The organism is Peribacillus sp. P4_B1 (genome assembly GCF_056402395.1).
In genome coordinates this window covers 27224-43538 of sequence record NZ_JBFUHM010000040.1, presented here as the reverse complement: position 1 = coordinate 43538, position 16315 = coordinate 27224, and the positions used below count along the sequence as shown (strand labels likewise).

Annotated in this window: 13 protein-coding genes; 7 read left to right on the top strand and 6 right to left on the bottom strand. The window is 42.7% G+C overall.

The features are described from left to right. Positions 1-182 precede the first annotated feature (182 nt). The 3 genes from AC1DVK_RS19860 to AC1DVK_RS19850 all read right to left on the bottom strand — a co-directional run bounded on the left by AC1DVK_RS19860 (position 183) and on the right by AC1DVK_RS19850 (position 4350). Positions 183-2174 carry a methyl-accepting chemotaxis protein gene (locus tag AC1DVK_RS19860; RefSeq protein WP_477627211.1) on the bottom strand — a complete coding sequence of 664 codons (1992 nt, stop codon included), beginning with the start codon at positions 2172-2174 and terminating at the stop codon, positions 183-185. A 212-nt stretch (positions 2175-2386) separates the two neighbouring features. Beyond that, positions 2387-3853 carry a PH domain-containing protein gene (locus AC1DVK_RS19855; protein WP_477627210.1) on the bottom strand — a complete coding sequence of 489 codons (1467 nt, stop codon included), beginning with the start codon at positions 3851-3853 and terminating at the stop codon, positions 2387-2389. 2 nt (positions 3854-3855) lie between these two features. Continuing rightward, the gene (locus tag AC1DVK_RS19850; protein ID WP_477627209.1) at positions 3856-4350 is read right to left on the bottom strand and encodes a PH domain-containing protein; all 495 of its coding nucleotides are present in this window, start codon (positions 4348-4350) and stop codon (positions 3856-3858) included. 316 nt (positions 4351-4666) lie between these two features. Here AC1DVK_RS19850 and dacB point away from each other — a divergent pair, with 316 nt between their 5' ends. Next, a complete protein-coding gene (gene dacB, locus AC1DVK_RS19845; RefSeq protein WP_477627208.1) occupies positions 4667-6088 on the top strand; it encodes a D-alanyl-D-alanine carboxypeptidase/D-alanyl-D-alanine endopeptidase in 1422 nt (473 codons plus the stop codon). Here dacB and AC1DVK_RS19840 read toward each other — a convergent pair. Continuing rightward, positions 6068-6751, bottom strand: a complete 684-nt coding sequence (locus AC1DVK_RS19840; protein ID WP_375166261.1) for an HAD hydrolase-like protein — start codon at positions 6749-6751, stop codon at positions 6068-6070. The genes dacB and AC1DVK_RS19840 overlap by 21 nt on opposite strands. Positions 6752-6847: 96 nt before the next feature. On the opposite strand from AC1DVK_RS19840, the gene AC1DVK_RS19835 reads away from it, so the two are divergent. The 3 genes from AC1DVK_RS19835 to AC1DVK_RS19825 all read left to right on the top strand — a co-directional run bounded on the left by AC1DVK_RS19835 (position 6848) and on the right by AC1DVK_RS19825 (position 8479). Continuing rightward, the gene (locus tag AC1DVK_RS19835; protein ID WP_284471895.1) at positions 6848-7453 is read left to right on the top strand and encodes a uridine kinase family protein; all 606 of its coding nucleotides are present in this window, start codon (positions 6848-6850) and stop codon (positions 7451-7453) included. Positions 7454-7560: 107 nt separating this feature from the next. Further along, positions 7561-8202, top strand: a complete 642-nt coding sequence (bluB, locus tag AC1DVK_RS19830; protein WP_089362595.1) for a 5,6-dimethylbenzimidazole synthase — start codon at positions 7561-7563, stop codon at positions 8200-8202. Positions 8203-8341: 139 nt separating this feature from the next. Further along, on the top strand, positions 8342-8479 hold the full coding sequence (locus AC1DVK_RS19825; protein ID WP_410861484.1) for a hypothetical protein: 138 nt from the start codon (positions 8342-8344) through the stop codon (positions 8477-8479). Between the two features lie 283 nt (positions 8480-8762). On the opposite strand, the gene AC1DVK_RS19820 is transcribed toward AC1DVK_RS19825, so the two are convergent. Then, positions 8763-8876 (bottom strand): RNA polymerase factor sigma-54, encoded by a 114-nt coding sequence (locus AC1DVK_RS19820; RefSeq protein WP_477627207.1) that lies wholly within the window; start codon positions 8874-8876, stop codon positions 8763-8765. A 443-nt stretch (positions 8877-9319) separates the two neighbouring features. Between AC1DVK_RS19820 and AC1DVK_RS19815 the strand changes: the two genes are divergently transcribed. The 3 genes from AC1DVK_RS19815 (at position 9320) to AC1DVK_RS19805 (ending at position 13869) form a co-directional block, all read left to right on the top strand. After that, positions 9320-10645 carry an aminotransferase family protein gene (locus tag AC1DVK_RS19815; RefSeq protein ID WP_477627206.1) on the top strand — a complete coding sequence of 442 codons (1326 nt, stop codon included), beginning with the start codon at positions 9320-9322 and terminating at the stop codon, positions 10643-10645. A gap of 18 nt (positions 10646-10663) precedes the next feature. Beyond that, positions 10664-12097, top strand: a complete 1434-nt coding sequence (locus AC1DVK_RS19810) for an aldehyde dehydrogenase family protein (RefSeq protein WP_410861492.1) — start codon at positions 10664-10666, stop codon at positions 12095-12097. Positions 12098-12348: 251 nt separating this feature from the next. Further along, on the top strand, positions 12349-13869 hold the full coding sequence (locus AC1DVK_RS19805) for an aldehyde dehydrogenase family protein (RefSeq protein WP_089362598.1): 1521 nt from the start codon (positions 12349-12351) through the stop codon (positions 13867-13869). A 345-nt stretch (positions 13870-14214) separates the two neighbouring features. Here the strand turns inward: AC1DVK_RS19805 and AC1DVK_RS19800 are convergent, their stop codons facing one another. Continuing rightward, positions 14215-16263 carry a molybdopterin oxidoreductase family protein gene (locus AC1DVK_RS19800; protein ID WP_089362599.1) on the bottom strand — a complete coding sequence of 683 codons (2049 nt, stop codon included), beginning with the start codon at positions 16261-16263 and terminating at the stop codon, positions 14215-14217. Positions 16264-16315 lie beyond the last annotated feature (52 nt).

Here is a 16315-nt window from a genome sequence, read left to right as displayed (position 1 = left end):
GTCTAGGGGAGACCCCGCAGGCGAAAGCCGAGGAGGCTCCCCGACCGCCCGCGGAAAGCGAGTGCCTGGAGTGGAAAATCAACGGCCAAATTGTACAACTCATAAAAAATAGACAAACTCGATTTTCATCGAGTTTGTCTACAGTCTGGGACGGACCCCGTTAGGGCCCGTCCTTTTTTTGATTAGAATGTAAATTTCCGTATTTCCTTGTGCATATCCTGGGATAGGGCATCCAATTCACTAGCCAGGGCATTTAATTGTTCCATGGAAGCATTCGTTTGTTCTACGGAAGCAGATACTTCTTCAGTTCCTGCCGCAGTTTCCTGGCTGATCGAGTTTAATTGTTCTGCATTACTCGCCATCCGTGTGACCTCGGATACCATTTCGTTCATCATCTTTTTTATTTCGTCAAAATTGCTGAATGTATTCGCGATAATGGATGCAATGTGACTGAAGGCATTTTCCGTATCCGTTACAGAAGTATCCTGAAGATGGATTTTTTGATTGACTTGGTCAATCAAATCAACGGTATTGGTTGTATCGGTTTGCATGGCTTGAATGATTTCCGAGATTTCCTTTAGTGAGTTTTTCGTCTGTTCGGCCAGTTTTTTCACTTCATCGGCAACAACTGCAAACCCTTTTCCATGTTCACCTGCCCTGGCTGCTTCGATGGCAGCATTCAGAGCGAGTAAATTAGTTTGTCCGGCAATTCCGCTTATGGTCTTTACAATCGCATTGATATCATTTGACCGTGCATCCAAAGATTTGACTGCCGTACTCATCTTGTTGGATATCATGGAAGTTTCATTGAATTGCCGTTTTAGGCCTTGCACTTGAGTGATTCCGTTTTCGGAAGCCTTGAACATATTTTCGGATTCCGTGGCCATATTGCTCGCTTGCGCTTCAAGATCATTGATTTTGTCAGCCAAAAGCTTTACAGCCCTTTCGTTATTCTGCCCTACTTCAATTTGGTCGATGGCACCGGCCGCTATTTGTTCCATAGTCAGGGCCACCTCGTTAGCTGCCGCTGAATTCTCATCTGCACTAGCCACCAGTGTCATGGATGAATCGGATACTTTATCGGAAAGGTTGTTGACAACCCCTAACATATGGCTCATATTCCTGGTCATTATGTTGGTGTCTTCTGAAAGTTGCCCAATCTCATCCTTTCTGGGAATGGAAGTCCTGGGTGTGAAATCGCCGTCAGCCATTTTCCGAATGGATTCTTGCAGCTTTTTAATGGGAGTTGTTAAAGAACGGGTTATAAAGATGGCAGTTAGTGCAGTGACAGTAAAGACGATCAACATTGTGATGATATTACCGATTATCATCGGGCTTGCATGGGCTATCACTTCATTTTCTTCCATTACTCCAGCAATTCGCCATCCAGTGGTTGGATTGGTGGCGTATCCGATGATCCGGCTTTGCCCTTCATATTCCTCTATCATTGAACCGGATTCACTTTTCATTTTTCTGAAGATATTTTCCTTTGATATATCCTGTTGAATTTTTTTCTTGTCAGGATGTGTAACGAATATCCCTTTCTTATCAAGCAAAACGGTATAGCCAGTTTTTCCGAATTTCGTTTGATTAACCATCGTGATCAATGTATCGATCGAAATGTCGACGCCGATCACGCCTATTAATTCATCACCATCATATATGGCCTTTGCTGCCGTGATGACAAGTGTATTGGTCGCCCGATCTGTATAAGGTTCCGTCCAAATGGTCTTGTTTTTTTGTTTCAATGCGGATTGATACCAATCCCTTTGTCTTGGGTCGAAGTCAGCCGGCAATTCAGCTTTTGGGAATATTAATGTTTTTCCATCTTTCTCAGTGCCGAGGTATAAACCATTTATTTCAGAGTTGCTGGACTGTGTGTTGGAAAACTCATCCATTATGGATTCTGGGTACTTATCAGAATTACTCATGATAGGATACTTACCGATCCTATCCAATTGATTCTCCGTTTTTTGAAAGAAGATTTCGAAAGAATCGTTCATTGACTTTACTTGCTCTTCCGTCGTTACGGTAAGTACCTGGGTCGTCATATCGATACTATTTTTATAGCTCATGTAGGAGATGGCCATTCCGCTTATCATGATCAAAGCTAAAAAGGGAATCAATATTTGTTTTTTTAGCGAATTAAAATACCAGTCCTTCAGTCTTTTCATATGGACAATCCTCCTTATATACCTCTAATTAATTTTGGCTTCTATAGATATTTCGGTCTGTTTGCCCTTTTTTGAAGATTGAAGTTGGAAAATTGCCAATATTAATTTTGTCGGAATCTCCAACATAAATATAAGGTATTCTGCGGTTGGCATGGAGTGGAATATAGATGAAAAAAAAGACCGCTATAGTCAACTCTTCCAATCATTGAATCTTATTCGACTTGGATATTTTTTGTCCTGCCCGTATACCATGTGTAAAACTCGTCAGCATATTCAACGGATACATCTTGGAGCTTTGTATGGTGCACAGGCTTGGAGCGGTTGATCGTTTCGATTGAGGCAAGCCCGAAAAGCTTTTGCAACTTCGTACGTTCCACCTCAATTTGAATGACCTTGCTTCTTTTGGTAATGAATAGTGATGTTTCCAAACTTCCGGACTTAAACTGAATAAACTCATCATTTAATAAATAACGGCTATTTTTGTAATCTAGAATTCTCAATGTATAAATGATGGCGAGTAAAATCAGCGATATATACCATAGGGAGGGTTTGAAATAATAGATTGCCACTGTTGTGAGAATCCAGAAAAAGCTGGGCCGCAGCATTCGGATTTTGAAGGCCTGCTTTGATAGCGACTCCATTGACCGTTCCACTTTGTAAGCGGGTAAAACCTCTTCTACCATTCCATATGCCATTTCAATCGATAAAAAAGGATAGAGAGTATTTGTTTCTAGCTCTTCATCACCCGTACTTCCTGCGCTGATCAGTTTCACTTCTGCCAAGCCTAGCACCCTTTTAATGATTGATTGGGAGATTTCGACAGCTTGTACTTTTTCTTTCTGAATGGAAAAAGCAGATTCATCCAGTAGACCCTTCTTGATATATATACGATCGTGATCGGATGAAATTTCATATTTTCCATATTTAACGAATGTAGAAATGATTCCGAAGGCAACGGCTATACATATGAGGCCGACAAGAACGATGGTTATGATCCACCACGTATCCAATAACTTGGCAAAGAACCCTTCGGCATTCTCCAAATTGATAAAATCATCGAGTGTATTATATAACGTAGCCACAATTGGGATAAGAGCCAAAAAGCTGAGTGATGTAAAGGAAGCTTTCAGCACATCCTGTTTAGTTGGCGTAAAATGGATCGTTTTTTCAATTGGTTCCATATCCTTCGTTTTTCGTTCTTCGGGGCTATCCAATTCGATAACCTGAAGTTCCTGTTTTGAGGAATATTCCCCCTCAAGCCGTTCGGCCTCTTTTCGGGAAATAACCTCAAAAGGCAAGGTACCCTGATCACCAGTCATCCCTGTTTCGAATGTTAAGGAGGTTAAGCGGAAAATCTTATGGAATACCGTCGTACGTTGTTGAACATTCTGTACCTTATGAAGCGGGACCGTTCGATAAGATTTCGAAATGATCCCTGAGGTAATATAAATGGTTCCTTCTTTGATTTGATATTTATACGTATACCATTTAAGGATGATAGAAAGGACATTCCAAATCAGATAAACTAAAAAAACGATTTGGAGTACCTTCATATACATCTTTTCAGAACCGAAGTTCAGGACATAAAGCATGATTATGAAAAACACATTCCCTTTCAGCAATTTCCATAATTCGAAGGGGATTTTGAAAGGGTGTAATCGTTTTACATGTTCTTCCATCGTTAATCCACTTCCTTAATTTTAGCGAAATGGGCAATTTTATCTCGTAATTCATACGCCTCTTTCTCGGGGATGGCAGGTATGGCATGTGAGTCCCCCATTGTTCCGATACTTAGTGAATAAAGGTTATATTTTCGCAAAAACGGGCCTTGGTTCAATTTGACGGACTGAACCTTCGTCATCGGAATGAGTTCATGCGTTTCACTCCAAGCTCCGCGTTTTGTTTGAATGAATTCTTCGTTCACGTCGTAACGCCAATACTTTTGCAACAAGATTGGTTCAATGAAGATGGACCAGATTGCATGGAAAAAAGATAATGTGATAAGTCCGTATAAAATCCATCCAATCCATTCTTTCCAAGCGAAATAATCATCAACATATAATAGGATGCAAAAGACGGCGAGGGTAATGAAATTGGTAATGGCTTCGGTCATCCGCCATACCTTCACGGATTCTTTGGAAATTTTCTTCGTTGGTGGCGATATCTTTGAATACATATATTCACTCCTTACTATGTCTTTATACTTATACGGATTATCATTCAAAAAAGTTCCCTGTAATCGTACATGTAAATGAATCATGAAGTAAGGATCGCCAATTGGATTCCATTGGATGGCGGTCGAATAATCCTGCCTTTCTTGAGTATGTATAAATAGAGACCATCATGTGGAATTTTTTCTTTTTTAAATGACTTTAAAATGGACAAGATAGAGGTGGTGAGTTTTTAGAGTGGGAGTGATAGGTTTGACATATAAAAGGAAGTTGAGTTTTATATTCTTCCTGTTTTTGATTTGTTTTTTTAATGGAGAATCGATGCAGGCTGCGAATGATGATGGAAACCTAGGACAGGAAATTCAACAAATTTTGGATGATTCACCAGGGTTGGCAGGGGCGTTAACGGGAATTTCCATCCGATCAGCGGAATCGGGGGAACTGATTTATGAACGAGGGTCGCAAACGAGATTGCGGCCTGCTTCGAACCTTAAGCTTTTGACTGCAGCAGCTGCGCTGGAAACATTAGGGGAAGATCACGTTTTTCAAACGGAACTATACATAAAAGGGGTGCAGGTTGGCCATGTTCTGCAGGGGAATGTTTATCTGAAGGGAAAAGGAGATCCAACATTATTGGAAAAGGATTTTGATGAGCTGGCATCGTCACTGAAGCACAAGCAAGTTAAGCTCGTTCATGGAGATCTTATAGGGGATGATTCTTGGTATGATGATATCCGTTATTCCCGAGACTTGGTCTGGAGCGATGAACAGGAATATTACGGAGCAGCTGTTTCAGCGTTAACCGCTTCCCCGAATGATGACTACGATACCGGTACCATCATCGTGGAGATAACCCCCGGGGAAAAGGCTGGCAAAATGGCAAAGGTGATGCTGAAGCCTGAAACGGATTACGTGAAGATCATCAACAAAACGAAAACAGTAGCGGCAGACGGCAAACAGGAAATTGAAGTCGAACGGTCTCATGGCACAGATGTCATTACAATCACCGGGACCATTCCGGAGCATGCCGGGGTGACCGAAGAATGGATCTCAGTGAAAGATCCCACAGAATATGCCCTGAGCCTATTTGAAAAGTCAATGAAGAAACATGGAATTAAAGTGTTGGGAAAAAGGAAAAAAGGAAAAGCCCCTGTAGGAGCGGACTTGATCGCCACTCATCAGTCCATGCCACTTTCACAACTGCTTATTCCTTTCATGAAATTGAGCAATAACGGCCATGCTGAGGTTTTGGTGAAAGAAATGGGCAAAGAAGCAGCAGGGAAGGGAAGCTGGAAAGATGGTTTGAAGGTCGCTCGAAATCAAATGAAGGGTTTGGGTCTCAATATGCAAACAATCAAGATGCGTGATGGATCTGGCATATCCCAAGTCAATATGATTCCAGCGAATGAAATAACGAAACTGCTATATGCCGTACAGGAGAAAACGTGGTTTCCTGCTTACTTGAACGCTTTGCCGATTGCAGGAAATGAAAAGCGGATGGTAGGCGGTACGCTTAGAAAGAGAATGAAAGGGACAAATGCAGCTGGGAACGTTCGTGCGAAAACAGGGACCATTTCAGGAACGAGCTCTCTATCAGGTTATGTGACGACCAAAAGAGGGGAAAGAGTCATATTTTCGATCATCGTGAATAATTTCATGGAAGAAAAGGGCATTACGGCAATCCAGGATAAGATAGCCGTGATGCTTGCAGAACAGGAAAAGCTATTGGTGAGCGGACTTTAGTATCCATTTTGAAAGGTAAGCTTGAAGTTCAGAAAAATCTGCGATGAACAGATCAGCATCAGCCAATTCATTTTCTTCGGCAAATCCAAATTGGCAGCCTACAGCCGATAAGCCATTTTTCTTTGCTGCCTCGATGTCGGATTTTCGATCCCCAATCACAATGGCGCTATCAATTCGATAGTCTTTCAACAACATTTGCACTAATTCGGTCTTCGAGCCTTTCGAGGACCTTTCCACGCTATATATGTCCGTAACGAATTCATGCAGCCCAAAATAAGAACAGATTTCTTCCAGGTACTTTACTAGACCGTTGCTAGCAATGAAAATGGAAATTCCAAGCTGTTTGATCGTTGACAAGGTCTCCATGACGAGGGGGAAAAGCTGACCATTCCCTTGTTTGATTTCTTGAATCAAGCAATCTAAAAAAAGTTGGTCAGCCTGTCGGCGAATATGATCGGGATGCTTAGGTAATAGAGTTTCCCATACGACTGTCAGCGGGACGCCCATAATCTCTTGATACTTGGCAAGCGGGGTATTCCCTGTCCAGCTCCCTTCTGATCGAAGTATCTCAAATGTTCTTTCAAGTGAAGAACCTAATATCTTGTTTGTTTGAAACAAGGTGCCGTCCATATCGAAAATGGCGGCAAATTGGATTCTGTTCATTACTAGCACCTTCTTCTTAGTTTTTTTCATTTTATCCCCACAAGGAAGGAATATAAGGGAGGACGAATAGAAATAAGTAGTATAGGAGGAATGCTTATGAACTTTCCAACACTTAATGGACAGTATACGATTAAAAATCTTATTGCTGAAATTCACGAAATTTCCCAAAAAAGATCTCCATATATTATGGCCATCGATGGTCGGGGCGGGTCTGGAAAAAGTACACTCGCTTCCCTTATCCATGCAAAGTGTCCAGGTAGCGCAGTCGTTCATATGGACGATTTTTATTTGCCATCATCGAAAAGGATCCAGTTGCCCCCAGCCCAAAAACAGATTGGAGCGGATTGTGATTGGGAACGGGTTTTTAACCAAATCCTAAAACCGCTTACTGTAGGGAATGATGCAAGGTATCAAAGGTATGATTGGGAAACGGACACTATGGCCGAATGGCATATCGTTCCTGCTGGAGGCCTTGTCATTATTGAAGGGACGTATTCTATCCGTAAAGAATTGGCAGGGTCCCATGATTTCACGATATGGGTGGAATGTCCCCGCGATCAGCGCTTGAAACGTGGCCTCGAGCGGGATGGTGAAGATGCGCGTCAAATGTGGGAGGATAATTGGATGGTTCATGAAGATCTATATGTTGACGCGCAAAGGCCGCAAGAAAGAGCGAATCTTGTTGTGGACGGAACGAGCTGAATCCTGGGATATCTGGAAAGTCACTTTTAATTGTAAGGGTTTACCTGTAAAATTCATATTGAATTTTTAGATAAATTTCTGGGGAGCCAGAAGCATGGGGGGAAATTATGTTTAATAATGAAGAACAAGCAGCCGTATATAAAGCCATTTATAACCGAAGGGATATCAGGAGTTTTTTGCCCAAGCCCATTTCAAAGGATATACTCCGCAGAATCTTGGAGGCTGCACATCATGCGCCGTCTGTAGGATTCATGCAGCCTTGGAGTTTCATTGTAATTTCATCTCAGGAAACCAAGAACAGTTTGGCATGGGCAGCGGATAAAGAAAGAAGGGCACTAGCTATTCATTATGAAGGGGGTAAAGAAAATAAGTTTCTTAGTTTGAAAGTGGAAGGGTTAAAAGAAGCACCTTACACCATTTGTGTAACATGTGACCCGACACGTGGCGGCTCCCATGTTTTGGGGAGGAACTCTATTCCGGAAACGGATATCCTATCAACGGCCTGTGCAATTCAAAATATGTGGCTGGCTGCCTGTGCGGAAGGATTGGCAATGGGATGGGTAAGTTTTTATAAGAAGAATGATATTCGTGACATTTTGGAGATTCCGCCGCATGTAGAACCCATTGCACTCATGTCAATTGGCTATACGGATCAATATCCGGATAAACCCATTCTTGAACTTGCCAATTGGGAAAAAAGAAGGCCGATGGATGAACTTATTTTCGAGGATAAATGGGGTAAAAGATGAAACTTTTATAATAAATGAAGGACATGGATTTTGAACCCTCTTCGAGTGAACTGGGGAGGGTTTGGGAAAATCAGTTACACAGGTATTGGAAAGTTAATCTTTACAAAGTTATGAAGCCCCTGGTTTAGGGGTTTTTGTTGTGAGGAAATGGTTTTCTGAGAAAAAACCAGAAGGCACTCATTCAGTATGGGCGATTAAAAAGATTAATCCTGTTTACACATTTACGTTGGAGGGGAAGGCAACGGACCTGCAGCCATCACGAAGTGGTTGTAAATGAAAGAAGCAGTGAAAATATAGAAGGCTCTTTCGGAAGATACATATTCTGGAAGAGTCCTATTGAATGTACGTATTCAATAATTTCCGTGGATCCTGGTAAGTGCCTTTGTGAACACCGAAAAACTAAAAATAAAAACTGGCTGCACTTTTAACGTTGTCAGTTTTTTGATTTTAAAGGCTGCGCCTTTTAGAGGATTCAGGTATACCGAGGTCTTCATGGTTTTCCTGTAGGTTTTTCTGCTGAATCCGGTTAGTGCTTTTTATCGATCGTATATGCCAATTCATTAATCCTCAAGCTCCCACAGCTGAATGAGTAAACAATCAGTCAGATCTTTAGCCCCAACTCCAATGGGGTCAAGGGATTGCAATACTTGAATCATATCTTCTATTTCTACCACGGACACGGAAAATGCGAGGCAGCCCAATTTGCATCCAATTCAAGAAGTCCATATTCATTTAAGCCCCCCATTGGGGAATCTCCCTTTCGATAGCTTTCAAGGATCTTAGCATGCTCGTTTCTTCTAGTTTTTCCAGTGTTTCTGCTTTGCTGGAATAATTATCGTTCGGGTTGTAAACATCGTCGCCGTTGAAACTCGACAATATGCCTGTCATTTAGCACTTAATGTAATGGATGGGGTGATTAATGATTTGAATACGAATCGAATGATTTATATATGAATCAATACATGCTCGTGATGATTTGATTATGAATCGTTGTTCCTTGAATACCTTTAATATAAGACTCATATAATTTGGCATGCATCTTGCTATATCTATATATATAAATATAAAAATAAATTAGCTTGAAAAAAATCCATAACATGAGAAGGGTGTTTTTTACATGATTAAAGAGAAGACGGGTATTCAGGAATTAATCGATTTGGATAAAAAGCATTTTATTCATCCGACTACGGCAATCGAGCAACAGCAGGCAGATGGTCCAAGTTTCATCTTTAAGGAAGGGAAGGGAATATATCTTACGGATGTCACGGGCAGGACAGTCATTGATGGCATGGCTTCACTTTGGAATGTGAATATTGGACATGGACAAGAAGAGATGGCTGAAGTCGCGAAGGAACAAATGGCGAAGCTAGCTTTCACCTCAAGTTTCGCCACTTTCAGCAACGAGCCGGCAATCCGGTTGGCGTCCAAAATCGCTTCCATCGCTCCTGGGGATTTGAATGCAGTTTTCTTCACTTCAGGTGGATCAGAGTCGAATGATACGGCCATCAAACTTGCTCGTCATTACTGGCTTTTGAAAGGGCAGCCTAATCGTCAAAAAATCATTTCCCGCTCGAAATCCTATCATGGAGTGGCAATGGGAGCTACAAGTGCGACTGGCCTGAAGCCGTTCCGGGACTTCACGAATTCAATCGCACCGGATTTTTACCATGTGGACGGTTCTTCCATTGAAGAGTTGCGTAAGGTCATAGAACAGGAAGGACCAGAAACGATTGCGGCATTTATCGCTGAACCGATTCAAGGGGCCGGTGGCGTGAACCTTCCTCCTGAAGGCTATTTTAAGGAAGTGAGGGAGATTTGTAATGAATACGGCATTTTAATGGTGACGGATGAAGTCATTACAGGTTTCGGAAGAACAGGGACTTATTTTGGGATTGAACATTTTGGTGTTGTACCTGATATGATGTGCTTCGCAAAAGGTGTGACGAGCGGATATGCACAGTTAGGCGGTGTCGTCCTGAATGATAAGATGCATCAGGATTTCATTGCCCTTTCAAAAGGTACGCTTTTACACGGCTACACATACAGCGGCCATCCTATGGCTTGTGCGGTTGCATTGAAAAATATTGAAATAATTGAACGTGAAAACCTGATAGAAAACTCGAAACAGCGTGGTGAAGAGTTGCTTGCAGGCTTCAAGAAGCTTCAAAGCAAACACCCGATTGTTGGTGATGTCAGGGCACTTGGATTAATTGGCGGCATCTCCATCGTAAAGGACAAACAAACAGGTGAAGGCTTTGAGACACAGCTTGCTCCAAGACTGGTTGCTGAAGCGGCGAAGAATGGTTTGATTTGCCGGTCTGTTACGTTTGATCAAGATACACTCGTATTCGCCCCACCTTTAATTATTACTAAATCGGAAGTCGAAAGAATAATTGAAATCCTTGATGAGACATTTACTGCTGTCGAAAAAGAAATTTTATAAGAGGTGAAAGTGATGGTAATGACGGAAACGCTGAAAAAGAAATTATTCATTAATGGTAAATGGCAAGAAGCTGAAAAGTTCACGACACTAAAGTCTCCCTATAGCGGGGAAGTTCTGGCGGAGATTCCTTCTGCAAGCCTTGAGGATGTCGAGTTGGCAATAGAATCAGCCTATCAAGCTAGAAAAACAATGGCAGCTTTGCCTAGTCATAAACGCGCTGCCATACTTGAAAAGCTCGCGAGTCTTTTGGAAAGCCGCAAAGATGAGGCAGCTGAAATTATTGCTAAAGAGGCAGCGAAACCGATTAAAACGGCAATGGTTGAAGTATCCCGGACAATTGCCACATATAAATTTGCAGCAGAGGAAGCCAAAAGGATTCATGGAGAAACATTGACGATGGATGCTACAGCTGACGGAGAGGGAAGAATAGGATACACCGTCCGTGAGCCTCTTGGCGTTGTGGGTGCGATTACTCCATTTAATTTTCCGATGAACCTTGTAGCCCATAAAGTAGGCCCAGCCATTGCTGCCGGAAATACACTTGTCCTGAAACCTGCGAGCCAAACACCGCTATCTTCGCTATTTCTTGCTGAACTATTAGCCGAAACTGATTTGCCGGCAGGTGCGTTTAATTTAGTTACCGGAAGCGGTTCGGTTATTGGTGATAAATTAGTCACCGATTCACGGGTGAAGAGCATTTCATTTACTGGAAGTCCGGCTGTCGGAATCGGGATTCGTAATAAGGCAGGAATAAAGAAAGTGAGCCTTGAACTAGGTTCGAATGCGGCTGTCATCGTTGATAAAGGGATCAATATCGACAAAATCATCCAACGCTGTGTATCGGCAGCATTCGCTTTTCAAGGGCAGGTCTGTATTTCCTTACAGCGTGCATATGTTCATGAAGAGGTATATGATGAGTTCGTCAAAAAATTCATAGAAGCAACAAATGGCTTGAAACTTGGAGATTCTTTGGACCCGTCGGTGGATATTTCGGCATTGATCAGCGCTGGTGATGTACAGCGAAGCCTGGATTGGATCGGTGAGGCTAGACAACACGGTGCGATTGTTGCAGCAGGAGGCAAATCTGAAGGGAATATCCTGCATCCGACTGTGTTGCTGGAAGTGGATGCAGTGCTTAAGGTATCATGTCAGGAAGTCTTCGCTCCCATTGTTTTGATCAATAAGGTTTCGTCCGTTGAGGAAGCGATTGATTTGGTCAATGATTCCGAATTTGGATTGCAGGCCGGGATTTACACAGAAAATATCAATCTGGCTCTTTCTGCCGCAGAAAAATTGGAAGTCGGCGGTGTTATCATTAATGATATCCCAACTTACCGTGTCGACAACATGCCATATGGCGGAGTCAAAAAAAGCGGAACGGGCCGCGAAGGGCTGAAATATGCCATTGAAGAGATGACGGAAATGAAACTGGTCATTATTAACCGAAATTAATCAAAAAAAGAGATGAGCAGCTGCTCATCTCTTTTTTTGAGCTGCGGGTTTCATTTTTCTAGGAATATTGAAAAAGTCTGAGATGAAGGATTGCCCATATGTTATGCGAAAATGAATAGGTAATTCACGGTTGAATTTAAATGGTTGACGGGAAAGGGGAAGAAAACGTGATTTCCCTATTATTTCAAACTGGCATGAATCTTGCTCATATTATATATAGGTAGAAAACTTAAAACCGAGGAGGAATTTAGATGCAGGAAACTTTACAAAATAACACGAAAAAGGAAGGAACGGGAGCACTGGACTTAAAGATGTTCATCAATGGAAAATGGGTGAATTCGACTTCAGGTGAAAAGAGGGATGTATTGAATCCGGCCACGGGAGAAGTCATTGCTACAGCTGCGGAAGGCACACAGGAAGATGTGGATGCAGCGGTCGAAGCAGCGAAATATGCATTCTATGAAGGTGGATGGTGGGGTACTCCGGCAGTGGAGCGAGCTCGCATTTTATTCAAAATTGCCGATAAAATAGAAGAAAAGGCTGAAGAACTTGCTGCGTTGGAAACATTGGATAATGGGAAACCGTTGCGTGAGGCTCGTTATGACATAGATGATTCAGCAGCCTGTTTTAGATATTATGCAGGGTTGGCTACAAAACCGACTGGTCAGACTTACGAAGTTCCTGATGGTCAGCAAGCGATGGTCGTAAGGGAACCGATCGGTGTATGCGGGCAGATCGTTCCTTGGAATTTCCCTCTAATGATGTCAGCCTGGAAACTGGCCCCGGCACTTGCTGCAGGAAATTCAGTTGTGTTCAAACCATCGGAGGTTACACCAGTGACAGCGGTCAAACTATTTGAAATCATGGATGAGGTCGGATTGCCAAAAGGTGTCGCAAACCTTGTGTTAGGAGCGGGACCAGTTGTCGGACAGGCCATTGCCGAACATGAGGAAATCGATAAAGTAGCCTTTACGGGTGGAACGGAAACAGGACGTAAGATCATGGAGGCTTCACTGGGTAACCTGAAGAAGGTGACATTGGAGCTCGGCGGGAAATCACCTAATATCGTATTTGCGGACTCTGACTTTGAGACTGCAGTGGATTACGCTCTATACGGGATTTTCTGTAATCAAGGGCAAGTGTGTTCAGCAGGATCCCGTTTATTGTTGGAAGAGTCCATTTACGATCAGTTCATTGCAAGTCTTACTGCGAAGGCAAAAAAGATCAAAGTAGGTTCAGGTTCTGATGAAAAGAGCCAGATGGGACCTATCGTTTCAGAGGCACATATGAACAAAATATTATCGTACATCCAAATCGGAAAGGAAGAAGGAGCCAAGTTAATCGTCGGTGGAAATAGAATTAAAGGAAACGGTTTGGAAAAGGGATATTTTGTCGAACCTACCATTTTTGTTGATACGACACCGGATATGCGTATTGTACAGGAAGAAATTTTTGGCCCAGTGCTTGTCGTTCAAAAGTTCAAGGATGAAGCTGAAGCTCTTCGACTTGCCAATGATACGAAATATGGTTTAGCGGGAGCGGTGTTCACGAATGATATCGCAAAAGCATACCGTGTCATAAAAAAAGTGCGTGCCGGCATCACGTGGATAAACTCATATCATCCGACCTATAATGAAGCTCCTTGGGGAGGATTCAAGCAAAGTGGAAATGGACGTGAACTCGGCACTTTTGGTTACGAGGCTTATACGGAAGTGAAGCAAATCAATAACAACTTGGATATTCAACCAACAGGTTGGTTTGATGAAGAGTAAATAGCTTGACGAAAAGGCTGTTCCTTGGGGAACAGCCTTTTTTGTGGAATCGCAGTTATAATGCCAGAATCATGAATATATTTCTAGAATCGCAGATAAAATCCCGGAAATAGCAGATATATTTCTAGAATCGCAGATATAATCCGGAAATCGTAGATATATTTCTGGAATCGCAGATAAAATCCGGAAATCGTAGATATATTTCTAGAATCGCAGATAAAATCCCGGAAATAGCAGATATATTTCTGGAACCGCAGATAAAATCCGGAAATCGTAGATATATTTCTAGAACCGCAGATAAAATCCGAAAATCGGAGATATATTCAAAGGTTGCTGGACATTGATTTACTTTTGTTGGACTTTTTCAAGATCCACCCGTCCTGAAAAGAAAACGGCGCCATTACCCATATCTGAAAGGCGATCTGGGGTTAGGGAATTGATGTGTTGTTTGGTCTCAGGTGTATTCTGCCATAAGCCTTGGCTGACTAGTACGCCGGGTAACACATTTTCACCGGGAGCAGCGGTGAGCAAACATTCACCGCGTCCGTTCCAGATTTTAACCATATCTCCGGAAGCTATTCCTAATGTTTTGGCATCAGCGGCATTCATGTGCAGCTTCGGTTCCTTTTCCAAGGAGATATGTTTGGCATTATTTGAAAAGGTTGAATTCAAGAAGTTGTGATTAGGTGCCGGTATGAATAAAAATGGCAGGTCACTGTCTTTTATGATTGGTGTATATGTTGGCAGAGGCTGGTATCCATCCAGTTTCATCCGATCTGAGTAAAGTTCGATTTTTCCGCTTGGTGTCGGTAGTTTACCTGGGAATATCCGGCGCATCTTTGCTTTGACAAATTGATTCCTTGATAGGGAGTCATAGGTGATGCCATCTAAGTGCGGGTTATCGGGAAAATCCAGCGCCTGCCGTATCATTTCTTCCTCTGAATCTCTAAAAGCTTGTTCCTCAAAGCCCATTCCAATAGCCAAAAGTTTGAACAATTCAACATTCGATTTCGACTCGCCATATTTATTGACTACAGGTTTTTGTATTTGGACGTAATTATGCCAGTATGAATTATAAAAATCCTCCGTTTCATAAGATGATGTGGCAGGGAGGACAAGGTCAGCATACATGGCCGTTTCGGTTAAGAATAGGTCATGTACCACTGTGAATAGATTTTCCCGCATTAAACCTTGCTTCACTTTATTTGCATTCGGAGCGACAAGTGCTGGGTTGGAGCCGTATACAAACATGGATCTAATCGGGTTATCCTTTTCCAAAAGAGCTTGACCGATTTGGTTCATATTAATGGTCCGGGTAGCTTTATTATTCAATAAATCAGGACGTCTTAAGGCATTTGTATTAAAAGCAAGATAGCCTGAATTCCCTTTGATGGCTCCGCCGCCTTCCACCATCCATTGTCCGGTAAGTGCAGGCAGGCAGGCAATGGTACGTACTGCCATGCCGCCATTGTCATGGTGCTGCAGGCCATTGCCTATGCGAACGAATGATGGAGTGGTGGTGCCATACATCCTGGCTAATTCATATAAGTCATCAATTGGAACGCCAGTGATCGCGGAGACGGTCGCAGGCTCATATTGGCGGACGTGTTCGCGCAATTCAGCAGCACCCACTGTGTATTCATCGAGAAAAGGCTGATCGACTAGATTCTCGTCAAATAGTATATGCATTAAACCGAGGGCGAGGGCAGTGTCTGTACCAGGAAGAATCGGTATGAACCAATCTGCCCACTTACCGGTTTGGTTTTTATGTACGTCAATGACAACTACTTTGGCCCCATTTTTTCGGGCTTGCTGGGCAAGCGTAACTTGGTGCATATTTGTGCTTACGGCGTTGATGCCCCACAGGATGAAAAGCTTTGTATGAATCGTTTCTTCAGGGTCGATGCCGAATGAACCACCCATTGTATAGCTGTATCCGACTGAGCCGGCCGCATTACAGATGGAGCGCTCAAGCATGCTTGCACCGAGTTTGTGAAAAAAACGCCGATCCATCCCCTCTGCGCTGAGGTTGCCCATGTTTCCATAAAAGCTGTAGGGAAGTATGCTTTCAGGACCATGCATTTCGATCAGTTCTTTCCACTTTGAAGTGATTGTGTCAATGGCCTCTTCCCAGCTGATTGGAGTGAAATTCCCTTCTCCTTTCGGGCCGATGCGCTTTAATGGCTGCTTTAAGCGATTGGGGTCATATAGGCGGGCAGTCATGTTTCGGACTTTGTTGCAAATATTCCCTTTGGTGACTGGGTGATCAGGGTCCCCCAGGACTTTAATGATTTTCCCGTCTTTTTTGTGCAGCAGTAAACCGCATTGATCAGGACAGTCAAGCGAGCAAACAGAGGGAAAGACTCCATCTGGCTGATCGATATAGGATTGCATGGGCGTATTCCTCCTAATAATCTAATCTCATAAATGAATCCAAAATTCATTT